Below are 26,929 nucleotides of genomic sequence, written 5' to 3' on the forward strand. Positions count from 1 at the left end.
GGAGCGGTCACCTCCGGGAGCCGGGACTCCCCCGTTCACTCCAGCGGGCCCAGGGACTCCAGGAGGTTCAGGGGGTCCACGGGGCCCAGGGGATCGTCGGCTTCCTGCGGGTCCAGCGACTGTTCGGCCCAGATCGTCTTGCCCGAGTCCGTGTAGCGGCTGCCCCAGCGGTGGGTGAGCCGCGCGACCAGGAACAGCCCGCGCCCTCCCTCGTCGGACAGTTGCGCGCGGCGCAGCCGGGGCTGGGTCTGACTGGAGTCGGACACCTCGCAGATCAGGGTCTCATCCCTGATCAGACGCAGTCCGACGGGTGCTCCGCCGTAGCGGATCGCGTTGGTGAGCAGCTCGCTCGCGATCAGCTCGGTGGTGTCGGCCAGGTGCCCCAGGTCCCAGGCGGCCATCCGCTCCTGCACCGCTACGCGGGCGCGCGCGACCTCCGCCGGGTCGACGGAGAACTCCCACGCCGCCACCGTGTCGTCCGGGAGGAGCCGCGTACGGGCCAGGAGCAGGGAGACGTCGTCCGCCGGCGCCTCTGGCAGGAGCCGTCGCAGGATCTCCTGACCGGCCCCGGTCGGCGTGCTGTGCCGCGTGGCGGCCTCCGCCACCACGGCGCCCAGCCTGGCCACGCGCTCCTCCCGCGTCGTGCCGCTCCCGCCCGCGAGGAGGGGGTCGTTGTAGAAGACGAGCAGGCCGTCGGGGCCCACGTCGAACTCGACGGACTCGAACGGGAGGGCTCCCGCGCCCAGTGGCGGCCCCGGTGTGAGCCGGACGGCCCCGGCCTCCTCCCCGCTCCTGGCGAGGACGGGCGGCGGATGCCCGGCGCTGGCCACGGCGCAGCGGCCCGTGACCGGGTCGTAGACGCAGTACAGACAGGTGGCCCCTGCCACCTGCCGCCCCACCGACTGCATCCGGTCCTCCTCCCCGGACTCACCCGGGCCGGACTCACCCGGATCCGGCGGGCCCGGTGGACCCGGCGGGCCCTCCTCCGTACCGGCAGCGCCCCCCGCACCCCCCGCGCCCCCCTCCTCCGGATTCGCGAAGGGCGTCTCGGTGTCGGCCAGTCTGAGGACGATGTCGTCCAGATGGCTGAGCAGTTCGCCGGGCGTGAGGTCGAGATCGGCGAGGGTCTGGACCGCCGTACGCAGCCTGCCCATGGCCGCCGTCGCGCCGAGCCCGTGCCCGGCGACCTCGCCGGTCACGAACGCCAGCCGGGTCGAGGAGAGCGGGATGACGTCGAACCACGTGCCGCCGATCCCCTCCATCATCCCCGCGGGACGGTAGATGCCCGCCGTGCGCGCCGCGCTCGTGTCGGTCACCGCAGGGGGCAGCAGGCTGCGTTGCAGGGTCTCGGCGGTACGGCGCTCGCGCGTGTAGCGGCGCGCGTTGTCCAGGCCGAGGGAGGCGCGCGAGGCGATCTCCTCGACGAGATCGGCGTCGCTCCCGCCGAACGGGGGCTGGTCGCCCGTGCGCCACAGCACCAGGGCGCCGAGCACCAGGCCGCGCGCGGTCAGCGGCGCGGCCATGAAGGACGTCGCGCTCGAAGGGAGCAGCAGCCGGGAGCGCTCGGGGTCGCCCGCCAGGTCCTCGCGCCAGTCCGCGAGGTCGGACTGGAAGACGACGGCGCCCTGCCGCAGTTTGTCGGTCTCCAGGCTGCGGGGCCTGATGGTGGCGTCGAGGGGGTGGATCTCCGACGGCCAGTGCCCCTCGCCCGCCGCCGAGGCCACCGCCACCCGCCGCAGCGGTGCCCCCGGCTGGAAGCCCTCTGGCTCCTCGCCCAGCAGCACGCGCGAGGACAGGTCCACCGCAGCCAGCCCGGCGAACCCGTGGGAGACCAGCACCTCCACGAGTTCCCCGGCCACGCTGGTGACGTCCAGACTGTGGCCGATGCGCTCCGCCGCCGCGTGCAGCAGTTCCATCCGCGCGCGGGCCACGTGCTGGTCCGTGACGTCGGTGAAGATGACCGCCACCCCCATCGGCCGCTCCTGCCGGTCCTCCAGCCGGAACGCCGAGAAGCTGAGCGTCCGCTCCCGTTCGGGCGCGTTCCGCCGACGCGCCGTGGTCACCCAGTCGACGAGCGGCTCACCCGTCTCCGCGACCCGGCGCAGCCGCTCCCGTACCGCCGCGGCGTCGCCGGGCAGCAGGATCTCCTCGATGCCGCGTCCGACGGGGTACACATGGACGCCCGCCTCCGTCGGCGGGCCCGTCGACTGCGGGGTGTGGTTGAGCCGCGTCGTCAGCAGGTTCATGTCGTGGATCGCCAGCCCGACTCTGGTCTGCTCGAACAGCGCCCTGACCAGCGCCTCGTTCTCGTCCCTGCGGTCGGCGACGGGGACCGGCACGAGTTCGACGAGGAGCGCGGCGCCCTCGGTGGTCCGCATCCGGCGCGTCTCGACGCGCACCTCCAGCGGCTCGCCGTCGCGGCGCCGCAGCACGGCGCGCCCGTCCGGGGCGAGGCGGCGTGCGGTGTCCTCCGGCGGGCCGCCGTCACGGGCGCCCCCGGTGCGGTCGGCGGCGGGGTCGCCGGGAGGCTCGGGGGACGCAGGAGCCCCGGCGGGGGCCGCGGGCGTGAGGAGGTCGGCCAGCGCGCTTCCGCAGACCGCTTCGGGCGGCTCCCCGGTCAGCTCCCGCACCGCGCCCGCGCACATGGCCACGCGGCCGTGCCGGTCGACCACCAGCACGGCCGTACCGCCGCGCGGGGTCAGCGCGGGGTCGTGCAGGTCGGTTCTGGCGCTCACTGGCGTGCCCGCTTCCGAGACATCCCGTCCGTAGTCCACTCGCCCCCATTCAAACCGCGAAAGGCCGCACGCGCTCAGTCGCCGGGAAGCCTGCCAGGGCGCCCGCGAGCGGGGCACGCGCCCCAGGAGCCCCGTACTCCGGTGCGGAACGGGCAGCTGGGAAGCCGCTCCGTCCCCGTGCTCCGTCCGGGGGGCGGCGTGACGGCGGGGCGCCCGCCTGAACGTGGTCTCCCTCGTCTAGGAGCGCCCGCGAGGCCCTGCTACCGTCTCCGCCGTCCGGGGCGGTGCGACGAGGGGGAGCTGCGATGACGGACGGCCGATGGCCGAGGGCCGCGCACCCCGCGCACCGTTCGGGGCGGCCATGACGGGCCGGGACCGTGCCGCACCACCCGCCGCACGCCCCCTGCGCGAGCGGGGACACGGTCGCGGAAGCGGACGCGGCTCGGCCCTGGGCCCGTACGGCGGCGGCTGGTTCCTGCTGCTGCCCGCGCTGGTGCCGATCCTGGTGCTCAGCGTCGGGCCCCTGCTGTACGGGATCTCCCTCGCGTTCACGGACGCGCAGGCCGGAAGGACCGACCCCACCAAGGTGGTGGGCCTGGCCAACTTCGCCGACCTGCGGCTCGATTCGCTGTTCTGGGACTCCTTCCGCGTCGGACTGACGTGGGCGGTGTGCGTCACGGCGCTCCAGCTCGTGCTGGCGTCCGGGCTGGCGCTGCTCCTCGACGCGAACCTGCGGTGGCGGTGGCTGGCCCGCACCCTGGCGCTGGTCCCGTGGGCCATGCCGGAGGTGGTCATCGGCATCATGTGGCGGCTCGTCTACCACCCGGACGCGGGGCTGCTGAACAGCGCGCTGCGCGATCTGCGGCTCATCGGCGAGAACCCCGCCTGGCTCTCCAGCGCCTCCCTCGCGCTGCCCGCCGTGATCGTCGTCGGCGTCTGGGCTGGCATGCCGCAGACCACCGTCGTGCTGCTCGCGGGCCTCCAGAACGTGCCGGGCGAGCTGCGCGAGTCCGCCGCGCTGGACGGCGCCGGGGCGTGGCGGCGGCTGCGCGCGGTGACCTGGCCCGCCGTCAAGCCCGTCGTCCTGGCGATCACGGCGCTCAGCTTCATCTGGAACTTCAACGCGTTCGGCCTGGTCTACGTGCTGACCCAGGGCGGCCCCGGCGCGCAGACCCGGCTGCCGATGCTCTTCGCCTACGAGGAGGCGTTCCGCTACGGGCAGTACGGCTACGCCGCCGCGATGGGGCTGGTGATGGTCGCCGTCATCGCCGTCCTGCTGACCGTCTTCCTGCGCAACCGCATCGAGGAGGACGACCGGTGATCGCACCGTCCCCACCACCCCCGGCCCCCCGCGTCAGGCGCCGGGCACGCGCCGAGCGCACCACGCGCGGTGCGCAATACGCCGCGCTGCTGTGCTACCTGGCCTTCCTCGGGCTCCCGCTGCTGTGGCTGCTGTCCACCGCCTTCAAGCCGCCGCCCGAGCTGGCCACCGTCGACCCCGGCTGGCTGCCCCGCCACCCCACCCTGGACAACTTCGACGCGGCCTTCGACCAGCAGCCGCTGCTGCGCTCCGCGCTCAACAGCCTGCTCGTCTCCGGTGGCGCGGCGCTCGTCTCCGTCGCGCTCGCGGTGCCCGCCGCCTACGCGATGGTGCGGTACCGCTCGCCGCTGACCCGCACCGCCTCGGGCTGGGTGCTGGTCAGCCAGATGTTCCCGTTCGTCCTCGTCATCATCCCGCTGTTCATGGTGCTGAAGGGCCTGCGCCTGGTGGACTCGCTGACGGGCCTGACCGCCGTGTACGTCGTGTGGAACCTGCCCTTCGCACTGTGGATGCTCCGCAGCTACGTCAAGGCGCTGCCCGTCTCGCTGGAGGAGGCGGCGGCGGTGGACGGCTGCGGGCGGCTGCGCGTGCTGCGCAGCGTCGTGCTCCCGCTGCTGGCGCCCGGGGTCGCCGCGACGCTGATGTTCTCCTTCGTGACCGCCTGGAACGAGTTCTTCTTCGCACTCGTCCTGCTCAAGTCGCCGGAGAAGCAGACCATGTCCGTCATCCTCACCCGCTTCCTGGGCGCCGAGGGCGTGGCCGACCTCGGCCCCCTCGCGGCTGCGGCACTGCTGGCGACCCTGCCGAGCCTCCTCTTCTTCGCCTTCCTCCAACGCCGCCTGGTCAGCGGCATGATGGCCGGGGCGGTGAAGGGCTGATGCGGCGCCGACGGCTGCTGGGCGCGGCGCTCTCGGCCGCCGCCGGCGGCGTGGGCGGCGGCGTGCTGGCCGGATGCGGTACGGGGTCGCCGCGCCCGGACGGCGTGCTCCTGGACTATCTGAGCCTGGCCTGGCAGAAGGAGTCGGTCCAGGTCAACAAGGCGCTCGTGGCCGAGTGGAACCGGGCCCACCCCCACAGCCGCGTGCGCTATGTGCAGGGGAGCTGGGACACGGTCCACGACCAGTTGCTGACCTCGTTCGAGGGCGGCAGCGCGCCCGACGTCATCCACGACGAGGCGGGGGACCTCACCGACTTCGCGTACGGCGGCTATCTCGCCGACCTGCGCGGCCTGCTGCCCCGCGCGCTGCGCGAGGAGATCCCGGACCGGCTCTGGCGCACCACCACCTTCCGGGGCGGCGTCCACGGGGTGCCGATCCTCCAGGAGCCGCGCGTCCTCGTCGCCAACCGGAAGCTGCTGGAGCGCGCCGGGGCTCCGCCGCCCGACGCCGGGGCGCCCTGGACGTGGGAGCGGTTCGAGGAGATGGCGCGACGGTTGTCGGGCGAGGCGCGCGGGGGCGGGCTGCGGAGCCGTTACGGGGTCGCGTGGGCGCTGAAGGAGCCGGTCGCGCAGTCGCTCAACCTCGCGCTGACGACGGGCGGGCGGGTCTTCTACCGCGAGGGCGGCAGGAACGTGGTGCGGTTCGGGGCGCGCGACGCGGCCGTGCCGGAGCTGATACGCCGCCAGTTGCGCCAGGACCGCACGGCGGCGCCCGGCACCCTGGGCATGTCGGGCTCCGACGTGCTGCCCGGCTTCTTCGCCGGGCGCTACGCGATGGTCCCGCTGAACCTCTCGTACCGTCAGCAGGTGCGCCAGCAGGCGCCCAAGGGGTTCGACTGGGTCACCCTGCCACTGCCCAGGGGCGAAGCGGCCTCGGGCGGCGGCACCGAGCAGGGCATCAGCCCGCAGACCCTCTCCGTCGCACAGGACTGCGCGCACAAGGAGGCGGCGATGGCGTTCATCGCCTTCCTCGCCCGGCCTGGGCCGCTGGCCCGTCTCGCCAAGGGCGACTGGATCCTGCCGACCGGCGAGACTGCGCTGCGGGACCCCGCGCTGCGCACCCGCGCGCACGGCTGGCGCACGGGCGCGCTCAGCGCTCCCGACCTGGTCGCCTCGCCCTCGCTGGGCGTCCGCGGCTACCCGGAGTGGCTGGACAAGGTGGCCACTCCGGCGTTCCAGGAGTTCTACAACGGGGGCACGGACGTGGCGGGCCTGCGCGAGCGGCTGGTCGGCGACGGCAACCGGGTGCTGGCCCGCTACCAGCGCTGACGGGCGCGGCGGCGAGCGCGCCCCTCGGCGGCCGTTCTCCGGCCGCCGAGGATGGCGTGGTCAGGACATGGGCTCAGGACGTGGCGGGGAGCGGGGCGAGGCGGACGATGCGCAGGAAGCCGTCGGGCCTGTGCGGGTGACGGCTCGTCATCTCCAGGCGCACGCGGCCGGCCCGTACCGGGTCGAAGGTGATCCGGGTGGGCTCGCCCGAGCCGTCGGCCCAGGTGACGTCGAGGTGGTCGACGGGGACGTACTCGCCGTTCTTCCAGTAGCTGACGGCGACGGACTCGGGCAGCGCGTGGGTGCCGTCCGTGGTGAACGACGCTTCGAGCCCCGCGATCCAGCGCGCACGCGGCCAGCTCAGCGAGACCCAGTCCCTGGCGTGCGCAAGGCTGATCTCGGGCAGCACGGCCGTCGCGGTCATGCGGTAGGCGTTCGACCAGCCAGTTGCCGAGTCGGCGTCGAGCATCGCGGCGGGCACGGTGCCGGGCGCCCCGGAGAAGCTCGCGTCCGCCTTCGGGGTCTCCTCGGCGGCCGTCGAGTCCCGGCCCGTGGCGGCGGCGGACGCACCCGTGGCGACGGACGCGCCCCGGCCGCCTCCCCCGCCACCGCCGCCGGTCACGCGGACCCTGGCGGAGCCGGACCGCAGCCCCTCCGAGCGCGCCGTCACCGTGAGCGCGCCGCCCGAACCCCCGGAACCGTCCGCCAGGACGATGGCGAGGGCCTTGCCGTGGAAGGCGGAGCGGGTGTCGGACCGGTAGTTCTCCGCGCTCTCCTGCTGCCCGTTGTCCAGGCCGAGCAGGCGGCCCCCGGTCACGGTGAAGGTGAGCGCGTGGTCCGCGTCCGGCACGAGCACGCCCCTCGCGTCGATGACCTCGGCGGTGACGAAGACCAGCGAGCGCCCGTCGGCCGTGACCTTCTCGCGGTCGGGCGTCAGCCGCAGCGCCGCGGCCTCGCCCGCCGTGCGCAACGTGTCACGCGCGACCTCCTTGCCCCCGCGCCGGGCCACGGCGACGAGCCTGCCGGGGCGGAAGGGCACCTTCCATGTCAGGTGGAGCTTTCCCGCGCTGCCGTTCGGGCTGGTGTAGCTGCCGGGGTAGGGCCCTGAGGTGACGGTCTTGTCGTCGCCGGTCGCCTCCGTCGTCTCCCGGTACTCCTTGCCGTAGGGCGTGGTCTTGCGGTCGTAGCGGCGCTCGCCCAGTGAGGTCCCGTTGAGGAAGAGTTCGACGCTGTCGGCGTTGGTGTACGCCCACACCCTCACCTCCTCCTTCGGCCGGTGCCCCGTCCAGTCCATCGGGAGCAGGTGCACCATCGGCTCGTCGCGCCACTGGCTGCGGAAGAGGGAGAACTGGTCCTTGGGGAATCCGGCGGTGTCGACGGCGCCGAAGAAGGAGGACTTCACGGGGTAGACGTCGTCGTACGGCGTCGGCTCGCCGATGTAGTCGATGCCCGTCCAGACGAACTGGCCGCCGAAGTACTCCCTGTCGCGGTCCTTCTTGAGGACGTACTCGCCGCTCATCGTCCACGACTCCAGGTTGTTGTCGTAGGACGAGGTGCCGCGCCTGCCCGGTGTGTAGTTCTCGCCGGTGTTGAGCTGGTCCGGGTTGTCGTAGACACCCCGTGTGGAGGTGGAGGACGAGGACTCCGCCTCGAAGAAGAAGGTGTCGGGGTACTTCTTGTGCAGGGCGTCCATCGAGGCCGCCGTGTTGTAGTTCAGGCCGATGCCGTCGAGCATGCGCAGGATGCGGTCCTGCGGGGAGCCGTCGGCCGGGACGCTGCGGTACTTGTCGGTGCCGATCACCAGGGCACGCGTGGTGTCGACGGAGCGGACGGCCTCGATGAGCCGCTCGGCCATGCCGACTCCGGCCTCGCTGGTGCTGTCCGGGATCTCGTTGCCGATGGACCACATCACCACGGCGGGCGAGTTCTTCGCGGCGTGCACCATCTCCTTGATGTCGGCCACGCCGTGCTCCTCGAAGAACCGGCCGTAGTCGTACGTGTTCTTCGGGGTCTTCCAGCAGTCGAACGCCTCGACGAGCAGCAGGATGCCCATCTCGTCGCACAGGTCCACCACCTGGGGCGCGGGCGGATTGTGCGAGGTGCGCAGCGCGTTGACGCCCATGTCGCGCATGATCTCCAGTTGGCGCCTGGCGGCGTCCACATGGAAGGCGGCGCCCAGCGCACCCAGGTCGTGGTGGAGGTTGACGCCGTTCAGCTTCATGGCCTCGCCGTTGAGGGAGAAGCCGTGGTCGGGGTCGAGGGCGAAGCGGCGGAAGCCGAAGCGGGCGCTGGTCTCGTCGGCCGTCTTTCCGTCGACGGAGAGCCTGACGTGCGCGGTGTAGAGGTGGGGCTCGGCCGTCGACCACAGGCGCGGCTTCGCGACGCTCAGCTCCAGCGCCTCGCTGACGGGTTCGGCGTCCAGGTCGGCACGCGTGCTCCCGGTCGCCACGGTCCGGCCCGTCGCGTCCTTGAGCGTCACCGTCAGCTCCGCTTGTACCGGGCGCTCCGCGCTGACCGCCCTCGTCTCCACCCGTACCGTCGCGGGCCCCGAGCCGCCCGTCAGGCCGGGCGTCGTCACGGTCACCCCGTGGCGCACGACGTGGACGGGGTCGGTGACGACGAGGCGCACGTCGCGGTAGATGCCGCTGCCCGAGTACCAGCGGCTGCTGGGCACCTGGTTGCGCACCTTCACGGCGAGGGTGTTCGGCGTCTTCCCGTCGGTGTGGGCCAGGTCGGTGAGGTCGAGCGCGAAGCCGGTGTAGCCGTAGGGGTGGGCGCCGATCTCCTGGCCGTTGAAGTGGACGTGCGCGTCCATGTAGACGCCGTCGAACTCGACGGACAGGCGTTTGCCCGCCGCCTCGCGCGGAAGCGTGAACGTCTTCACGTACCAGCCGAGGCCGCCCGGCAGATAGCCGCTGCCCGCCGTGGTCTCGGCGCTCCTGCGCGGGTCGAGGCCGATGCTCCAGTCGTGCGGCAGGTCCACGTCGCGCCAGCCCTGGTCGTCGTCGCCCGGCTGTTCCGCGTCGGCGCCGCTGGTGTTGACGAGTGCGAACCGCCAGCCCTGGCGCAGGTCGGTGCACCGTCCCGAGGAGAGGGCCAGTGCGGCGGCCGACGGGCCCGCCTCGGCCGCCGCGGGAACGGTACCCAGCGCCGACGCGCCGATCGCACCGCCGAGGGTGGCGCCGGCGCCGCCCAGGACCGCTCTTCGTGAGATGGCCATGCGTGTCTCCCGGTTCATCCGTCTGTCCCCTGAGAAACCGCGGCCTCTCGTCGGCCACGGCGGCTGAACGACCGCGAGCGTGTCGTCTCTTGAGAGGTTATGTCAATGAAAGCACCAAAAACTGGCAAGTAGCTACAGGTGTTTTCGGCCGCCGCACGGTGTCACGGCCCTTCGCACGGCTCCGCACGGTCCGCTCCACCCCTCGGTCGCCGCCGAGGACCGAAAGGTTGCCGGGCGGGGGCGCGATGTCGGGACACGTTGTCAGGGCACGGTGTCAGCGCTTCGCGTCGGGAGGGAGCACGGGTGACTGGGCTATCTCCCGTTCCGCGGCGGCGATGATGCCCGAGATGGCGTCCGAGGCCGCCGCCGCGTCGCCCCGCTCCACCGCGTCGACGATCGCCCGGTGCGCGGGCAGCGACGCCTCGACCGCACCGTGCGTCTGCGAACTCACCGCGAAGCTGTGCTCCAGCGCGACCTCGATACCGCGCCCCAGAGACCCCAGCAGCCGGTTGCCGCTCGCGTCGAGCAGCGCGCGGTGGAAGGCGCTGTCGGCCTCGACGTAGCCGCTGCGCTCGGGGTGCGCCGCTGCCACCTCCATCGCCTCCAGCGCCCGGCGCAGCGCGCGCACGTCCTCCGCCGTGCTCCGCTCCGCGGCCAGCCGCGCCGCCTCGGGTTCGACGATGCGGCGCAGTTCGCCGGTCTCGCGCAGCAGCGGCCTGGGGTCGCAGTCCTGCTGCCAGCGGAGCACGTCCCGGTCCAGGTGGTTCCAGTGCTCGGGCGGCAGCACGCGCGTGCCCGTGCGCGGCCTGGTCCGCAGCATCCCCTTGGCCGCGAGCGCCTTGACCGCCTCGCGCAACGCGCCCCGGCTGACGCCCAGTTCCGTCGCGAGGTCGTCCTCGACGGGCAGCGGCTGCCCCGGTGCGGGGCGGCCCGCGACGATGCGGCGGCCCAGTTCGGCGACCACCCGCTCGTGCGCGGTCGGCAGGGACGGCGGGGACGGCGGAGTCCTGTGCGCGGGCCCCGTCGCGACCCTGGGCGCGGGCGCCGTCGCGCCGCCGGACACGAGCCCGTGCCCGCCTCCACCCCCGCCCCCGTGCGTGTCCCCGTGTCCGCTCCCGTTCCGCGGCATTGTCTGTGCGCACCCCCTGGACGGCATTCATCGAATCATTTAATGATTGCACCCGCGTTGCGCGCCCGTGAGTCCGCCCGAAGTCCGTCCCGGCCGAGGAGGCATTCCGCGATGACGCACGCCGAGCACACCCCCGCGCCCGGCGGGGAAGACCCTGCCGGGCGCGACGGACCCGACGGCCCAGGCAGCCCAGGCAGCCCAAGCGGCGCCCGTACCGCACCCGGCTCCCCCGCCCCCTTCCCCCTCAGCACCCGCCACCTCCCCGCGCCCGAGGTCAGGGAGCTGCCGGAGCCGCCCGCGAAGATGTGGCGGATCATCGGGCCCGGCGTCGTCGCGGCCGGAGTGGGCCTCTCCTCGGGGGAGTTCATCCTGTGGCCCTACATCGCCTCGCAGGCGGGCCTCTTCTTCCTGTGGGGCGCGGTGGTCGGCGTCGTCACGCAGTGGTTCCTGAACATGGAGGTCGAGCGCTACACCCTCGCCACCGGCGAGACCGCCATGACCGGCTTCAACCGGATGTGGCGGCACTGGGGCGCCGTCCTCGCCACGCTGACGTACGCGTCGAACCTCTGGCCCGGCTGGGCGACCAGCTCGGCGACGATGCTGTCCTACGTCTTCGGCGGCGAACCCACCGTCATCGCGATCGGCCTGCTGCTGCTCATCGGCGCGATCCTCACCCTCGCGCCCGTCGTCTACACGGCGCTGGAGCGGATGCTGTTCCTGAAGGTGGCGGTGATCGGCGTCTTCTTCCTGCTCGCCGTCCTGTTCGCCGTGGAGGCGGCCAGTTGGCGTGAGCTGCCGAAGGCGGTCACCCACGTGGGGCAGTTCCCTACGGAGCTGGGCATCGCCGTGCTCATGGGGGCCATCGCCTACGCGGGCGCCGGGGGCGGACAGAACCTGTGCCAGAGCAACTGGATCCGCGACAAGGGCTTCGGCATGGGCCACTACGTACCGCGCCTGGTCAGCCCCGTCACGGGCAAGGAGGAGGACGCCACCCGTTCGGCGGCCGGGTACGTCTTCGTCCCCACCGGGGAGAACCTCGCCCGCTGGAAGCGCTGGTGGCGCTTCGCCAACACCGAGCAGGCGCTCACCTTCGGCCTCGTCACCGTCGTCACGATCGTCCTCGCCTCCCTGCTCGCGCACTCCACGCTCTTCGGCGCCCCGGGGCTCTCCAACGACGTGGGGTTCGTCGAGGAGGAGGGGCAGGTGCTCCAGGCCCAGGTGGGCGGCTGGTTCGGGGTGTTCTTCTGGCTGATCGGCGCGTTCTCCCTGTTCAGCGCGGCGACGGGCATCGTCGACTACACGAGCAGGCTCGCCGCCGACGTCCTCAAGTCGACGTATCTGCGCCGCTCGCGGCACTCCGAGAGCCGTCTGTACTTCTGCCTGGTCTGGGGGCTCGTGGCGATCGGCGTCACCGTCCTGCTCCTCGGGCTCGACCAGCCGCTGGTGCTGCTGGTCATCTCGGCCTGTGTGGCGGGGCTGATGATGTTCGTCTACTCCGCGCTGCTGCTCGTGATGAACCGCAGGGCGCTGCCCGCGCCGCTGAAGGTGCGCGGCTACCGCGCCGCCGCGCTCGTGTGGGGCATCGTGCTGTTCGGCGCGCTGTCCGTGCTGACGGTGCGGCAGCAGATCCTCGACCTCTTCGGCTGACCGGCACCTCCCCGGCGCCGGTCACCCCCACCCCCGCGACGAGAGGAAGCTGAGCCGTATGAGCGACACGGGCCGTACGACGGACGGGCAGCACCGCGAGACCGACGAGCGGCAGCACACCACGGGCGCACCGGCCCGCCGCAGCCAGGCGTGGTTCGGGGCGAGCGGCCGGGGCGGCATGGTGTACCGCTCCTGGATGCGCAACCAGGGCTTCGGCCCCGGTGTCTTCGACGGCCGCCCCGTCATCGGCATCGCGACGAGCGCGTCGGAACTCGCGCCGTGCAACGCGCATCTGACCCGCGTCGCGGAGGCCGTCAAGCGCGGCGTGTGGCAGGCGGGCGGCTTCCCGCTGGAGTTCCCCACGATGGCGACGGGCGAGACGCTGATGCGCCCGACCGCCATGCTCTTCCGCAACCTCATGGCAATGGAGGTCGAGGAGCTGATCCGGGCCAACCCGCTCGACGGCGTCGTGCTGCTCTCGGGGTGCGACAAGACCACGCCCGCGATGCTGATGGGCGCGGCCAGCGTGGACCTCCCCGCGCTGATGGTGACGGGCGGGCCGATGCTGAACGGCAAGTACGAGGGCAGGGACGTCGGTTCGGGGACCGCCGTGTGGCAGTTCGAGGAGGACCTGAAGACGGGGCGGATGACCCAGGAGGAGTGCTTCTTCGCCGAGGGCTGCATGGCCCGGTCCAACGGGCACTGCATGACCATGGGCACAGCGTCCACGATGGCCTGTGTGGCGGAGGCGCTCGGCATGCAGTTGCCGGGCTCGGCGACGTGGCCCGCCGTGGACGCGCGGCGCTTCGAGACGGCCCAGAACGCGGGCAACCGCATCGTGGAGATGGTGCACGAGGAGCTGCGCCCCTCCAGGATCCTCACCAGGGCGGCCTTCGAGAACGCCATCCGCGTCAACGCGGCCATCGGCGGCTCCACCAACGCGATCATCCACCTCACCGCACTGGCCGGGCGCACCGGCGTCGAGCTGGCCCCCGAGGACTTCGACGCCCTCGCGCGCGATGTGCCGACGCTGGTCAACCTGATGCCCAGCGGCAGCTTTCTGATGGAGGACTTCTGCTACGCGGGCGGCCTGCCCGCCGTGCTGGACGAGCTGGAGCGGGGCGGTCTGCTGCACGGCGGACAGCTCACGGTCACCGGTGCGAGCATCGCCGAGAACGTCGCGGGCGCCACCCGTACCGGCACGGAGGTGATCACCGGGCTGGACGCGCCGTTCCAGCCCGCGGGCTCCGGCACGGCCGTGCTGCGCGGCAACCTGTGCCCGGACGGCGCGGTCATCAAGCAGTCGGCCGCCTCCCCGCACCTGCTGACGCACCGGGGCCCCGCGCGGGTCTTCGACTCCCCGGAGGCGTACCACGCGGTGTGCGACGACCCGGAGCTGGACGTCGACGAGAACACCGTCCTCGTCATCCGCAACGCCGGGCCCAAGGGCTACCCCGGCATGCCCGAGGTCTCCAACGTGCCGCTGCCCACCAAGCTGCTGAAGGCGGGCGTCACCGACATGGTGCGCGTCTGCGACGGGCGGATGAGCGGCACGGGCTACGGGACCGTCGTCCTGCACGTCTCCCCCGAGGCCGCGACGGGCGGCCCGCTCGCGCTGGTGCGGGACGGGGACACCGTCGTCCTCGACGTTCCGCGGCGGATGCTGCGGCTGGAGGTGACGGACGAGGAGCTGGAGCGGCGCCGCGCTGCGTGGCGGGCGCCCGAGCCCCGGCACACCAGCGGCTACGCGTGGCTCTACACCCAGCACGTCGAGGGGGCCGACAGGGGCGCCGACTTCGGCTTCCTGCGCGGCTGCCGCGGCCACGAGGTGCCCCGCGACTCGCACTGAGGCACCGGGGGCGGGAGAACCGATGGGCACGGGTTTAATGGGGCGATGTTCGATCACAAGACTCTGGGCGGGACGGGGCTCTCGGTGGCCCCGCTGTGTTTGGGCGGGAACGTGTTCGGCTGGACGGCCGACGAGGAGCAGTCGTTCGCCGTGCTCGATGCCTACACCGCCGCGGGCGGCAACTTCGTCGACACCGCTGACGCGTACATGTACCACTTCCCCGGCAACGAGGCGGGCCAGTCCGAGAGCCTCATCGGCAGATGGCTCGCCGCTCGCGGCAACCGGGACGAGGTCGTCGTCGCGACGAAGGTAGGTGACCACCCGCAGCGCAAGGGCCTGCGGCCCGACAACATCAAGGCAGCGGCCGAGGACTCCCTGCGACGCCTGGGCACCGACCGCATCGACCTGTACTACGTCCACTTCGACGACGAGTCGGTGCCGGTCGAGGACATCGTGACGGCGCTCGACGAGCTGGTGCGGGCCGGGAAGGTGCGGGCCGTCGGCGCCTCCAACATGAGCCCGGCACGCCTCGACGCCTCGCTGCGGTTCGCGCGCCGCGAGGGCCTGACGGGCTACCAGGTGCTCCAGCCCCACTACAACCTCGTCTCCCGCGACACCTACGAGGGCGAGCGCCGGGACATCGCACTGCGGGAGGGGCTGGCCTGTGTTCCCTACTTCGCTCTCGCCTCCGGCTTCCTGACCGGGAAGTACCGGCCCGGCCGGACGGTGGACAACGTGCGCAACATCCCCGGCCTGGCCGGTGGCTACGCGGACAGCGAGCGCGGCATGACGGTCCTCGCCGCCGTGGAGGAGGTCGCGTCGGCGCACCGCGCCGAGCCGGCGACCGTCGCACTCGCGTGGCTCGCCCAGCAGCCGACGGTGGCCGCGCCGATCGCCTCCGCGCGGCTGGTGGAGCAGGTGCCGGCCCTCGTCGCGCTCCAGGATCTGCGGCTGTCCGACGCCGAGGTGGAGGCCCTGAACGCCGCGTCCGCCTGACGGCGGGCGGCGGACGGCGGACGGCGGGCGGCGGGCGCCCCTGCGCGCGGTGCTCCCGTGCCGTGACGGTGGCACGGGAGCGCCGCGGGCGCGGTGGCGGCGGGAGGCCCGCCGTCACCGGGGTCCGCTACGGCAGGTTGTGGACGTGGGGGCCGACGGCGTTGGACCAGGCGTTGCCCGCCGTCGCGTCCCAGTTCGTGGACCAGGTCATCGCGCCGCGCAGCGCGGGATAGGTCCGTGCGGGCTTGAACGAGCCGCAGTTGGTGCCGCGGGCCAGGCAGTCGAGGGCGTTCTTCACGATCTGCGGGTCCACGTAGCCGCTGCCAGCGCCCCGGGTGGAGGCGGGGACGCCGAGGCCGACCTGTGAGGGGTCGAGACCGCCCTCCAACTGGATGCAGGCGAGTGCGGTGAGGAAGTCGACGGAGCCCTGCGAGTAGACCTTGCCGTCGCAGCCGAGCATCGCGCCGCTGTTGTAGTACTGCATGTTGACGACGGTGAGGATGTCCTTCACGGCCAGTGCCGTCTTGAAGTACTCGGTCGACGTGGACTGCATGTCCAGGGTCTGCGGTGCCATCGTCAGCACGAGGTCGGGCCCGGCCTTGGCGGAGAGCTGGCGCAGCGCCTTCGTCAGATAGGTGGAGCTGACGCCGTGCTCCAGGTCGATGTCGATCCCGTCGAAGCCGTACTCGTTCATGAGCGCGGCGGCGCTGTCCGCGAAGGCGGTGGCGGAGGCGTCGCTGTTGATGGCGACGTTGCCCTTCTCGCCGCCGACGGACAGGATCACGCTCTTGCCCGCCGCCTGCTTGGCCTGGATGTCGCTCTTGAACTCGGCGGCCGAGCCGTAGCCGACGGCCGGGTCCAGGTTGAAGGTGATCCGGCCGGGTGTGGTGGTCGAGTCGGCGAAGGACACCGCGATGATGTCGTACTGCGCCTGCACGTCCCGCAGCTTCTGGACGGTGGCGCCGTTGTTGAAGTTCTGCCAGTAGCCGGTCACGGCGTGCTTGGGCACACCGGGCCCCGGGTCGCCGCCCCCGCCGCTGGTGGTGGCCGTGACGGTGGCCGACTTGGGCGACTCGCCCGCCGCGTTGGTCGCGGTGACCTGGAACTGGTACGCGGTGCTCGCGCTCAGCCCGGTCACGGTGGCCGAGGGGCTGGTCGACGAGTGGACCCTGGTGCCGTTGCGGTAGACGTTGTAGCCGGTGGCACCGGGGACGGCGCCCCAGTTCAGCGTCACCGAGGACGAGGTGACGGTGCCGACGGTGAGCCCGGTGGGGGTGCCCGGTATGCCGGGCTCGGGGTCGCCGCCCCCGCCGCCGTCGGGGCCCATGACGGTGAGGTCGTCGGCGTAGTAGGCGCCCTGTCCGTACCAGCCGTGCGTGTAGACGGTCACGGCCTTGGTGTTCGCGCCCGTCGTGAAGGTGGTCCTGAGCTGCTGCCAGGTGCCGCCGCCCGGTGTCCACGTCGATACGTCCGTGGTGCCCGTGCCGCTGGCGCCGAGGTAGGCGTACTCGCCCTGCACCCAGGCGCTGAGGGTGTAGGTGGAGCCGGGCTTCACCGTGACGGTCTGGGCGCACTTGGCGTTGTCCTGGCCGCTCGGGGTGGCCTTGAGCGCCGACGTGCCGCCGTGCACCGGGGACGTCACGGTGCTGCCGCTGCCGCCGGAACAGGCCCAGGAGCTGAGCCCCGACTCGAAGCCCGCGTTCTTCGCGACGTTCACGTCGGCGGCCTGCGCCGTGCCCGCCGAACCCGCGAGCGCGAGCCCGGAGGAGAGCACGAGGGCGAGGGTCGCGCCGAGCCATCTTCGTACGCGTGAGGTGCGATCGCGTGGGGTGCGATCGCGTGAGGTGCGGTCCACTGGTGCCTCCGTGGAGAGGGAAGGGGGTGGGACGGGCGAGGGGGGTGGGGCGGTGCCGTGCTGTGACGTGCCGCGGCGGACCGCGGCGTCGTCACCGTGGGCGTAAAGCTGGTCCAGACCAATACGCTTGTCAAGGTGCGTCACAACGGCCCGTATACGGAATCGCGCCCTCCCCGCACCCTCCCCGGGCCGGGCCCACCGGCCCGCTCCAGTGGTCCGACCACAGAAGGCACCTTCCCCTTCGCGCGCTATTGGGCGATTCGCACAGCACCCGTTCTTTCAGCCGCCCGGAAAAGTGCCCCCGGTTGGCCGTTTGGGGTTGTCGCGTACATGTGCGCTGCCTTTACTGGCGTGGCGCGGAGAAACCCGTGGCCCTTCGAAAGGACAGCACCGCACCGCCCACGCCCGCCGCGCGCACATGTACGAGCACGGTGTCACCCCGCCGTGCACCCCACGGCCGTCCGCGCCCCGGCATTCTGGGGACCCTCACCGCGCTCGGCCACGGAACACGTAGCACCCCGGTCGACGGCCACCACGCCAGGGCCGTGACGTCCGGCAGAGCGCATCTCCCCTCATCCCCCCACCACTTCAGAAGGAGACCGAGATGGCTGCGCAACCTGGAGGATTCGACCGTCGCTCCCTGCTGCGGGGCGGCCTGTCCGTAGGTGCCGTGGGCGCCCTGGGCCTGGGAGGCGTCGGCGCCGCACAGGCCACGGGGACTTTCGCCACGGGTCGCGCGGGCGGCGCGAAGGAGGCGGGCGCCACCGCCGCCGAGCCCCGCATCTACAGCACCGAGGAGTGGGGCGCGCGGGCGCCCTCGTCGGAGATCGTCGTCCTGGACCGGGTGCCGACCTACATCGTCGTGCACCACACCGCCGAGCCCGGCAACAGCGAGGACTACTCGCTGGCACACGCCAAGCAGATCTGCCGGGACATCCAGGACTACCACATGGACGGGCAGGGCTGGGCCGACACCGGCCAGCAGTTCACCAACAGCCGCGGCGGCTATGTGCTCGAAGGACGCCACAAGAGCCTGGCCGCGGTGCGCGGCGGGAAGCAGCACGTGCAGGGCGCCAACGTGGGCGGGCACAACAGCGAGGTCATCGGCATCGAGAACGAGGGCCTCTACACGGAGGTGGACGTCCCCGACGCGCTGTGGGACTCCCTCGTCGGGCTGGTCGCCTGGATCGCGGCGCAGTACAAGCAGCCGGTCGAGAACATCAAGGGCCACCGCGACTTCAACTCCACCGCGTGCCCCGGCGATGTGCTCTACGGCCGCCTCCAGGAGCTGCGCGACGCCGTCTCCGGCAAGCTGGGCACCCCGTCCGTCGCGACCCCCGACATCTGGCCGCTGCTGCGCCCCGGAGACACCGGTTCCCGCGTGCGCGCCGCGCAGCACCTGCTGCGGGCCGCCGGCTTCGACTCCCTCCCGGCCGACGGTGTCTTCGGCGAGCGCACCAAGGCGGCCGTCGCCAAGCTGGCCTCGTCGCACGAGATCGAGCAGCACACCTGCTCGGCCCTGCACCACAAGAGAGTGGACGAGACGGGCTACCTGGGCTCGGACCTGTGGCCGCTGATCACCCCGCGGGTGCGGCCCGGTGAGAACAGCGAGGTGAGCAAGGCCGTGGCCACCCTGCGCCGTGCGGGTGGACACCTCGCCGGTTCGGGGGACCTGACCGCGCTCGACTGGAAGCGCCTGCTGGACTGACGACGGCGCGTCTGTGACGCGGGCTCAGGCGGGACGGGTACGGGCGGGGTGGGACGGTGCCATGGGGCCGTCCCACCCCGCCCGCTTCCGCTTCCCAGGCCGGACCGGGCCAGACCAGGCCAGACCGTGCCGTGCCGTGCCGTGCGCGAGACTGGTGCCGCGAGCCGACCACCGCCGCACGAGCGGCGAGAACGACGAGAAGGGACGCGCGATGAGCGTGGGCCGGACAGTGACCTTTCCCTCCGGAGCCGCCGTTCCGGCCCTGGGCCAGGGGACGTGGCACATGGGCGACGACCCGTCGCGCCGCCAGCGGGAGATCGCGGCGCTGCGCACCGGCATCGACCTGGGCATGACGCTGATCGACACGGCGGAGATGTACGGGGACGGCGCCGCCGAGGAACTGGTCGGGGAGGCGATCCGCGGCAGGCACGACGACGTGTTCCTCGTGAGCAAGGTGCTGCCCTGGAACGCGGACGCCCGCGGCACGTCCGAGGCGTGCCACGCGAGCCTGCGCCGCCTCGGCGTCGAGCGGATCGACCTGTATCTGCTCCACTGGCGCGGCGGTGTGCCGCTGCCGGAGACGGTGGAGGCGCTGGAGTCGTTGGTACGGGAGGGCAGCATCGGCTCCTGGGGCGTCAGCAACTTCGACGTGGACGACCTCGCCGCGCTGCCCGGCCTGCCAGGGCCGTCCGCTGCCACGGGGCTCCAGACGGACCAGGTGCTCTACAACCTCACCCGGCGCGGCCCGGAGTACGACCTGTTCCCCCGCTGCCGGGAACTCGGCGTTCCCGTCATGGCCTACTCCCCCGTGGAACAGGGCCGACTGCTCGGCCACACGGCGCTGCGCTCCGTCGCCGCGGCGCACGGGGCGACGCCCGCACAGGTCGCGCTGGCGTGGGTGCTGCGGCACGACGGGGTGATCGCCATCCCCAAGGCGTCGTCCAGCGAGCATGTGGAGGAGAACCACGCGGCGCTCGGCCTGCGGCTCACCGACGACGACCTGCACGCCCTGGACGCGGCCTTCCCGCCCCCGCCGGGCAAGCAGCCCCTGGAGATCCTCTGACCAACTGGCCACCCGGCCACCCGGCCACCTGGCCACCTGTGTGCGACATCCCGTGGGTTCCCGTGGCCCCTGTCGCGCTGAGGCGCTTGAGTCTCCAGCGACTGGAGGGTCCAGGATCTCCCCCATGGACGACGAACGCCCCGACGTGCTCACCATCGGCCAGCTCGCACACCGCACCGGACTTCCGGTGCGCACTCTGCGCTTCTGGTCGGACGAGGGAGCGGTGCGGCCCGTGGCCCGCTCCGCGAGCGGTTACCGGCTCTACGACGCCGGGTCCGTGGCCCGCGTCGAGCTGGTCCGCACCCTGCGGGAGCTGGGCCTCGGGCTCGACGACGTGTGCAGTGTGCTGAGCGGCCGGACCACGGTCGCCGAGGTCGCCAACGCGCATGTGGCCGCGCTCGACGCGCAGATCCGCTCGCTCAAGGTCAGCAGGGCCGTCCTGTCCACCGTGGCGATACGTGGCTCCACCGCTGAGGAGACAGCACTGATGAACCGACTGGCGCGGCTTTCCGCCGCCGAACGCAAGCAGATCATCGACGAGTTCAAGGAGGAGGTGTTCGGAGGTCTCGACATCGAGCCGCGCCTGCGCGACCGCCTGCACACCTTCAGCGTCGATCTGCCCGACGATCCCACACCCGAGCAGGTCGACGCCTGGGTCGAACTGGCCGAACTGGTGCGGGACTCCGGCTTCCGCGCCCGGTTGCGCACATGGCTGAAGCTCAACACGCCCACCCCGGGGCAGCAGCGTCCCCCCGGCGCTTCCATCTGGTGGGCCAGGCACATCGTGCAGACCGTCGCGGAGGCCAGGGAACGCGGGGTCGCCCCCGAGGGACCGGAGGCAGCCGAGGTGCTGTCCGAGCTGTTCGGCGACACCGACCGGACCGCCGTGCTCCGCAGTCTGGAGGCGGGGATCGAGGCGGGCGCTGAGCGCTATCGCAGGCTCGTCGCCCGCGTGCGCGGGCAGGACTCGGCGCCCGACGCGACCGAGGAGCTGGAGTGGCTGGCGCGGGCCCTGCGCGCCGCGGAGCAAGCCTGACCGCCACACCTGGCCGTGCTCGGCGAAGGCGTCGGCGACGCGATGAAGCGGAGGGCCAGGACGGGCTCACCCCGCGCGAGGTGCCTCCACCGGTCGCACGGCGGGCCAGGCGAAGGTGAGGGAGCCGCCGACGGGCAGGCCGTTCCACAGTGCCGCGACCTCGTCCAGGCGGGCCAGGATCCGTTCCACCACCGCCTCGTCCTCCGGCGGCAGCGGCTCGTGCGGCACCCATCCCGCCGCCTCTCCGCGCTGACCGTGCCGACGTCGCCACGCGAGATCGCAGATTCCGGCGAACCGCTCCGAGACGGCCATGTCGCCCCGCCGCGCGTGGTCGTCCTCGCGCAGCCGGTCCTCGCGACGGCGCTGCTTGCGCCGCTGCCGCCGCAGCTCGCGTCCGCTGCCGCCCGCTTCTCCCCGCGTGAGGAAGCTGCCGCCGCCCTCGGCCGTGCGCCCGTAGAGCCCTGCGGCCAGGCCGAGTTCGGCCTCCACGACGTAGTGGACGAGGTCGTGCGGAATGTGCGTGTCATAGCCCGGCGCCGGATCCATGCCCCGGTCCGGCTGCCCGGGCACGGAGACACCGACCGCGTAACGCCGCTCGCCGGTACGGGTGAAGGTCACGTCCATGCGGGCGACGGTAGACGGAGCGTGCGCGCGACGGCATCCGAATTCCCCGGGGCCGTCGCCCGGCGGGCCGGGCGCTACGGGACCAGTACCACCTTGCCCGTCGTCTCCCTCTTCTCCAGCGCGGCGTGTGCCGCCGCGGCCTGGGCGAGGGCGAAGGTCTGGACGGCGGGCACCAGGCTGCCGTCCGCGGCGGCCTCCAGGGCGCGACGTTCGAGTGCGGGGGTGTCCTCGGGCCGGGCGAGCAGCAGCGAGAGTGCGTCGACGAACGTGACCTCGTGGGCCGCGAGTTCCTCGGGCGAGGGCGCGAAGGTGACGGTGGAGATGCTGCCCATGGAGACGAACCGGCCGCCGGGGGCCAGCAGCCCGAACGCGGCGCGCGCCTTGTCGCCGCCGACCCCGTCGAGCACGACGGTGACGCGTCGTCCGCCCAGTGCCTCCGCTACGGTCTTCTCCCAGCCCGGCTCGTCGTAGTCGACGGCGAGGTCAGCGTCGAGCGCGCGCACGGCCGCCACCTTGACCGTGCCGCCCGCGGCGCCGACTGTCCGGATGCCGCGGGCCCGCGCGTACTGCACGACGAGGCGGCCGATGCCGCCCGCGGCCGAGGTCACCAGCAGCACGTCGTCCTCGGCGAGCCGGGCGACGTCGAGGAAGGCCAGCGCGGTGGCCCCGGTGACGATCATGGCGACGGCGGTCTCGTCGCTCAGCGCCTCCGGGCGCGGGTGCAGCTTCGTCACGTCGGCGACGGCGAGTTCCGCGTAGCCGCCGGGGGCGCCGTGCCGGGTGACCACCCCACGTCCGGCCCAGCTCGGGTCGACGCCCTCCCCGACGGACTCCACGGTGCCCGACACCTCCCCGCCGAAGATGGCGGGCAGCGGGGGCGCGGGCGGTGCGAGCACGTTCTTCCGGCCCGAGCGCATCACGGCCTCGATCGCGTGCACACCCGCCGCGGCGACGGCGACACGCACCTGTCCAGGGCCGGGCACGGGGTCGGGGACGGTCTCGTAACGCAGGTTCTCCGCGGGACCGAAGGTGTGCAGAACGACAGCGTGCATGGTGGCTCCCCGGGTGCGTGGTGGTTTCGACACCCCGAGCATGCGACTTGAACAAAGGTTCAAGTCAAGCGTCCCGCCGCACCCCCGGGACCGTCAGGGGGACGGCTTGCGGGCCACTCCGCCGAAGGCGCCGGCGTGCGGGACCGTGCCGGGGTCGGCGTCGGGCCGCCACTCGGTGATGCGGACGACGCCCGGCGGGACCAGTTCCAGACCTTCGTAGAAGCCCTCGATCTGCTCGCGCGTGCGCAGGATGTACGGGACGGCGCCGGAGTCGTTGTAGTCGTCCTGGGCGGCGTTGGTGTCCGGGTTCTCGTCGGCCGCGTCGTGGTGGGAGAGGTAACTGCCGGGCGGCAGGCCCTCGATGAGCCGCCGCACGATGCCGCGCGCCTGCTCGTAGTCGGCTATGTGGCCCATGACCCCGCTGAGGATGAGCCCGACGGGCCGCGTGAAGTCGAGAGTCTTCCTGGCCCCTTCCAGCACCGTCTCCGGATCGCGGAGATCGGCCTCGATGTAGTCGGTCCTGCCCTCGGGCGAGCTGGTGAGCAGCGCGTTGGCGTGGACGAGGACGAGGGGATCGTTGTCGACGTAGACGATCCGGGAGTCCGGGGCCACGCGCTGGGCCACCTCGTGCGTGTTGTCGACGGTCGGCAGACCCGTGCCCACGTCCAGGAACTGGCGCACGCCCGCCTCACCGGCGAGATAGCGGACGGTGCGCGTGAGGTAGTAGCGGGCGACGCGCGCGAGGTCGTCGATGCCGGGGAACGCCTCGCGGTACTGGTCGCCCGCCATACGGTCCACCTCGTAGTGGTCCTTGCCGCCGAGCCAGTAGTTCCAGATCCGTGCGGAGTGCGGAACGCTGGTGTCGATGCGGCCGGACCGCTCCGGTGGCACGGCGTTCTGCTGGACCATGGTCTCTCCCTGTGCGTACGGATGGATGGCGGCACGGTGCGCGGTGCGCGTACGGGCCCGCCCGGACCCGCGTCCGGGCCGGGGCGGAAGTCCCGTGCCCGCGCAGTCTTCCCCCTCCTCCGCGCGTTGTGTAGCGACATAGCAACCCTTCGGGCGCGTGCTACCGCTCCACCTTCTCCGGCGCTCCCCTCCTCTCCGGCCCCTCCAGCGCCCGGGCCCCGGGGCGGGCGACGCGGATCTTGGACTGCCCGTGCGGCAGTTGCTCCCAGTCGTCCATGAAGCGGGCTTCGAGACCATGGCGCAGGGCGAGGTTGGTGAGGGTTTCCGTGCGGTAGTAGAAGTCCTCGCGCAGTACCTGGTGTTCGGCGCCCTCGGTGCGGTCGAAGGTGAAGTCGAAGAAGCCGTCGGGCGCCAGCACGCGGCCGACGTGCGCCAGGCACTCGTCGATGACCTCGATCGGCGAGTGGGAGAACACACTGTGCGCGTGCACGACGTCGAAGTGGCCGGTGGGGAGGAAGTCGAGGGTGAGGTCCTGTGTGGGCGTCAGATACGGCACCTTCTCCTGGAGCCCGTAGCCGACCAGGGTCTTCTTGGCCGCGACGAGGATGTCGGGCGAGATGTCGATGCCGTAATAGTGCCCGGGCTCCAGGAAGTCGATGAAGCGCCAGCCCGCGCGCAGGTTGCCGCAGCCGATGTCCAGCATGCGGTGCTGCTTCTGGAGCCCGTGCCGCTGGAGGTAGTCGAACTGCATCTGCCCGAGGGCGAGCCACCGCTCGTGGCTCCTGCTCCCGACTGCCGCCTCCGGGTTGCTGGCGGTGTCCGAGGCCATCACCGCCCGGTAGTAGGCGACGTGGTCCGGGCTGCGGAACCGCAACCAGCCGTCGCGGGCGGCCCGGCGCAGATACGGGGCGATGCGTGCGGGGTTGCGCACGGCGTACGCGGCCTTGTGTGCCAGCTTCGACCGGTTGACCTTAAGCGACTTACGTGACTTTTCGGGCATCGCGAGGGTGCTCTCTTCCTTGAGGGGTCGGAATGGTGGGTTGAGGTGCAGCGGTGTGAAGTGGCGTGACGTCGTGCAACATGCCCGGTGGGCCGGGCGGTGAGGGCGCCGACGCCGAGACGGACGCACGCGTACCGGACGGAGGCGGAGCAGGCGAGGGGTGGGGCAGGCGGGCGGACGCCGGGGGCGCCCGCGGCTCGGTCAGTCGGCTCCGCCCGCCACGACGACCCCGCTCTCGTAGGCGAAGACCGCCGCCTGCGTACGGTCACGCAGCCCGAGCTTGACCAGGATCCGGCTGACGTGCGTCTTCACCGTCGACTCGGTGACCAGCAGGCGGGCCCCTATCTCGACGTTCGACAGGCCCTGCGCCACCAGCGCCAGCACCTCCGTCTCCCGCTCGGTGAGGTCCGCGACCCGCTCCCTCATCGGGCGGCGCGGCCCCGCCTCCTCCCCGACGAGACGGCTGAACTCGGCTATGAGCCGACGGGTGACCGTGGGCGCCAGCAGGGACTCCCCCGCGGCCACGACCCGTACGCCGTCGGCGAGCTGACGCGTCGAGGCGTCCTTGAGGAGGAAGCCGCTGGCTCCGGCCCGCAGGGCGCGGTAGACGTACTCGTCCAGGTCATAGGTGGTGAGGATGAGCACCTTGGTCTCCGGCGCCGCGACGGAGATCTCACGGGTGGCCTCCAGCCCGTCCATCTCCGGCATCCGGACGTCGAGGAGCATCACATCGGGACGCAGTGCGACGGCCTTCTCGACGGCCTCGCGCCCGTTGACCGCCTCGCCGACCACCTCGATATCGGGCTGGGTGCCCAGCAGCACCGAGAAACCCTCGCGCACCATCATCTGATCGTCCGCCAGAACCACCCGGATCGCGCCCTCGTCAGCCATCCCCCGCCACCCTTCGCTCGTCCCGCACACCGTGCCCGTCCCGCGTCCCGGGGCTGTCCCGCGCGCCGGACGCACCGTCGCCCGTGCGAGGGCTCGGCAGGAACGCCGTCACCGCGAACCCGCCCTCCTCCGTGCCGCCCGCGTCCAGCCACCCGCCCAGCATCGTCACGCGCTCCCGCATCCCCGTGAGGCCGTGCCCCGCTCCCGGTGAGGCGGGTGCCGGACGCGTGGGCGGAGCGTTGACGACGCGGAGGTCCAGCCCGCCGTCCGAGTAGGCGAGTTCGAGGCGTATGGGTGCCTCGGGCGCGTGCCGCAGCGCGTTGCTCAGGGCCTCCTGCACGATGCGGTACGCCGACAGCTCCACGCCGCGCGGCAGCGACCGCGCCCGCCCGCCGACGGAGGTCTCGACCCGCCGCCCTGCCGCCCGTACCCCGGCGAGCAGCCCGTCGAGATCGCCGAGCGTGGGCTGCGGCGCCTCGGGTGCCGCGTCAGGACCGGCCGACGGCTCCGTCCGGATGACGCCCAGCACCCTGCGCAGCTCCGTGAGGGCGATCAGGGCGCTCTCGCGTACCGTCGCGAAGGCGGCCTCCAGCTCCGGCGGGGGCTCCTTCACCCGGTGGGGCGCGGCCTCGGCCTGGATGGCTATGACCGACATATGGTGCGCGACGACATCGTGCAGCTCCCTTGCGATCACCGCACGCTCCTCCAGCACCGTGCGCCGGGCGCGTTCCTCCTCGCTGGCCGCGGCGTGCGCCGCGGCCTCGGCGCGTGCCGTCCTCCGGCCTGTCGCTATCACGCTGGTCAGCGGCATCAGGGCAGCGAACAGTGCCGTGGCGAGTGTGCCGAAGGCGAACGGGCCGTTGCCCGCTGCCGCGACGGCGACGGTGAGGGCCCACAGCCACCCGACCGCCCTCGGTGGCAGCCGGAACGCGGCGAGCAGCATCACAGCCGTGCAGGCCAGGAGCCCGGCCATTGCCCAGGGGCGCCCTGCCGTACCCCCCGCCACATCGGGCCAGGCCCCGAGATCGGCGAACGGGAAGGGCCCCTCCAGGCCCCAGGGATGGAACAGGCTCACCCCGGCCGCCGCGAGGAGGAGCCACGAAGCGAGGACGGGCCACCGCAGCGTCAGCAGCAGGGGCACGGCGATCAGCAGCCCTCCGGCCGCCTTGTCCCGCACGGGCACCTCGGCCTGCGCCTGGAGCGCCACCAGCAGCAGCGTCAGCGCGACGACCGCCGCGTGCGGGATCCAGCGCAGCGCCCGCACCAGTGCGCCGGGCAGGGCCCGCCGGACCCGCGACGGCACGGGGAGCCCGGCGAGCGGCGGCAGCGGACGCGGCGAGAACGCGCCCAGCAGCAGATCACGGCCCAGACCCGCCACCGCCTCCCGCGCCAAGCGCGCGGGCAGACCGGAGCCGGACGGAACGCGCGAGGCCGTTATGGCCGACGCGGTGGCCGTCACACCGGTGGTGGCGGCCACGCCCGTACCACCAGACGGGTCCGCACCGGGCGCGCCCGCGCCGCTGGACGGGGCGGCCTCGCCGCGCGCGGGTGTCGTGATGTCCCGCTCCTCGTCGAAGACGCGGGTTTCCTGGAGAGCCATGTGAACGACACTATTCAGCCGCGCACGCCTTGGCATCCCTCCCAGGACTTACCTGGACGCCTCCATCTCAAGGACTACACCCAGGCTC

General features: G+C 72.7%; 19 protein-coding genes. 9 read left to right on the forward strand and 10 right to left on the reverse strand.

From position 1 onward, the window contains the following. Positions 1-35: 35 nt before the first annotated feature. Complete coding sequence (locus ACYVOO_RS24770) at positions 36-2,735, reverse strand: ATP-binding SpoIIE family protein phosphatase (RefSeq protein ID WP_461017892.1); 2,700 nt, start codon at positions 2,733-2,735, stop codon at positions 36-38. Between the two features lie 361 nt (positions 2,736-3,096). Here ACYVOO_RS24770 and ACYVOO_RS24775 point away from each other — a divergent pair, with 361 nt between their 5' ends. The 3 genes from ACYVOO_RS24775 to ACYVOO_RS24785 are packed head-to-tail and all read left to right on the forward strand — an operon-like array spanning position 3,097 to position 6,262. Next, on the forward strand, positions 3,097-4,056 hold the full coding sequence (locus ACYVOO_RS24775) for a carbohydrate ABC transporter permease (protein WP_461018114.1): 960 nt from the start codon (positions 3,097-3,099) through the stop codon (positions 4,054-4,056). Further along, on the forward strand, positions 4,053-4,934 hold the full coding sequence (locus ACYVOO_RS24780) for a carbohydrate ABC transporter permease (protein ID WP_461017893.1): 882 nt from the start codon (positions 4,053-4,055) through the stop codon (positions 4,932-4,934). The genes ACYVOO_RS24775 and ACYVOO_RS24780 overlap by 4 nt, the downstream gene beginning before the upstream one ends. After that, on the forward strand, positions 4,934-6,262 hold the full coding sequence (locus ACYVOO_RS24785; protein WP_461017894.1) for an ABC transporter substrate-binding protein: 1,329 nt from the start codon (positions 4,934-4,936) through the stop codon (positions 6,260-6,262). The genes ACYVOO_RS24780 and ACYVOO_RS24785 overlap by 1 nt, the downstream gene beginning before the upstream one ends. Positions 6,263-6,335: 73 nt before the next feature. On the opposite strand, the gene ACYVOO_RS24790 is transcribed toward ACYVOO_RS24785, so the two are convergent. Beyond that, complete coding sequence (locus ACYVOO_RS24790; protein WP_461017895.1) at positions 6,336-9,482, reverse strand: glycoside hydrolase family 2 TIM barrel-domain containing protein; 3,147 nt, start codon at positions 9,480-9,482, stop codon at positions 6,336-6,338. 274 nt (positions 9,483-9,756) lie between these two features. After that, positions 9,757-10,467, reverse strand: coding sequence for a FadR/GntR family transcriptional regulator (locus ACYVOO_RS24795; protein WP_461018115.1), 711 nt, complete (start codon positions 10,465-10,467; stop codon positions 9,757-9,759). Between the two features lie 255 nt (positions 10,468-10,722). Between ACYVOO_RS24795 and ACYVOO_RS24800 the strand changes: the two genes are divergently transcribed. Genes ACYVOO_RS24800 through ACYVOO_RS24810 form a run of 3 tightly spaced genes read left to right on the forward strand, consistent with a single transcriptional unit; the run spans position 10,723 to position 15,103 of the window. Beyond that, entirely contained in the window at positions 10,723-12,258 is a 1,536-nt protein-coding gene (locus ACYVOO_RS24800) for an Nramp family divalent metal transporter (protein ID WP_461017896.1), read from the forward strand. A 58-nt stretch (positions 12,259-12,316) separates the two neighbouring features. After that, positions 12,317-14,107 (forward strand): IlvD/Edd family dehydratase, encoded by a 1,791-nt coding sequence (locus ACYVOO_RS24805; protein ID WP_461017897.1) that lies wholly within the window; start codon positions 12,317-12,319, stop codon positions 14,105-14,107. Between the two features lie 45 nt (positions 14,108-14,152). Then, the gene (locus ACYVOO_RS24810; protein WP_461017898.1) at positions 14,153-15,103 is read left to right on the forward strand and encodes an aldo/keto reductase; all 951 of its coding nucleotides are present in this window, start codon (positions 14,153-14,155) and stop codon (positions 15,101-15,103) included. A gap of 127 nt (positions 15,104-15,230) precedes the next feature. On the opposite strand, the gene ACYVOO_RS24815 is transcribed toward ACYVOO_RS24810, so the two are convergent. Beyond that, positions 15,231-16,958: a chitinase gene (locus ACYVOO_RS24815; RefSeq protein ID WP_461017899.1), complete on the reverse strand. Its 1,728-nt coding sequence runs from the start codon at positions 16,956-16,958 to the stop codon at positions 15,231-15,233. 604 nt (positions 16,959-17,562) lie between these two features. Here ACYVOO_RS24815 and ACYVOO_RS24820 point away from each other — a divergent pair. The 3 genes from ACYVOO_RS24820 (at position 17,563) to ACYVOO_RS24830 (ending at position 20,765) form a co-directional block, all read left to right on the forward strand. Continuing rightward, positions 17,563-18,666: a peptidoglycan recognition protein family protein gene (locus ACYVOO_RS24820; protein WP_461017900.1), complete on the forward strand. Its 1,104-nt coding sequence runs from the start codon at positions 17,563-17,565 to the stop codon at positions 18,664-18,666. 211 nt (positions 18,667-18,877) lie between these two features. Beyond that, positions 18,878-19,729, forward strand: coding sequence for an aldo/keto reductase (locus ACYVOO_RS24825; protein WP_461018116.1), 852 nt, complete (start codon positions 18,878-18,880; stop codon positions 19,727-19,729). A gap of 124 nt (positions 19,730-19,853) precedes the next feature. After that, positions 19,854-20,765, forward strand: coding sequence for a helix-turn-helix domain-containing protein (locus tag ACYVOO_RS24830; protein ID WP_461017901.1), 912 nt, complete (start codon positions 19,854-19,856; stop codon positions 20,763-20,765). Between the two features lie 66 nt (positions 20,766-20,831). Here ACYVOO_RS24830 and ACYVOO_RS24835 read toward each other — a convergent pair whose 3' ends face one another. The 6 genes from ACYVOO_RS24835 to ACYVOO_RS24860 all read right to left on the reverse strand — a co-directional run bounded on the left by ACYVOO_RS24835 (position 20,832) and on the right by ACYVOO_RS24860 (position 26,841). Then, positions 20,832-21,389, reverse strand: a complete 558-nt coding sequence (locus tag ACYVOO_RS24835; protein WP_461017902.1) for a hypothetical protein — start codon at positions 21,387-21,389, stop codon at positions 20,832-20,834. A gap of 74 nt (positions 21,390-21,463) precedes the next feature. Beyond that, entirely contained in the window at positions 21,464-22,441 is a 978-nt protein-coding gene (locus ACYVOO_RS24840) for a zinc-binding dehydrogenase (RefSeq protein WP_461017903.1), read from the reverse strand. Between the two features lie 93 nt (positions 22,442-22,534). Then, a complete protein-coding gene (locus ACYVOO_RS24845; RefSeq protein WP_461017904.1) occupies positions 22,535-23,350 on the reverse strand; it encodes an SAM-dependent methyltransferase in 816 nt (271 codons plus the stop codon). Positions 23,351-23,510: 160 nt separating this feature from the next. After that, positions 23,511-24,350, reverse strand: coding sequence for a class I SAM-dependent methyltransferase (locus ACYVOO_RS24850; RefSeq protein WP_461017905.1), 840 nt, complete (start codon positions 24,348-24,350; stop codon positions 23,511-23,513). 201 nt (positions 24,351-24,551) lie between these two features. Next, complete coding sequence (locus ACYVOO_RS24855) at positions 24,552-25,241, reverse strand: response regulator (protein ID WP_461017906.1); 690 nt, start codon at positions 25,239-25,241, stop codon at positions 24,552-24,554. Further along, on the reverse strand, positions 25,234-26,841 hold the full coding sequence (locus ACYVOO_RS24860) for a sensor histidine kinase (protein ID WP_461017907.1): 1,608 nt from the start codon (positions 26,839-26,841) through the stop codon (positions 25,234-25,236). The genes ACYVOO_RS24855 and ACYVOO_RS24860 overlap by 8 nt, the downstream gene beginning before the upstream one ends. Between the last annotated feature and the right edge of the window lie 88 nt (positions 26,842-26,929).

Source organism: Streptomyces daliensis (assembly GCF_054782395.1).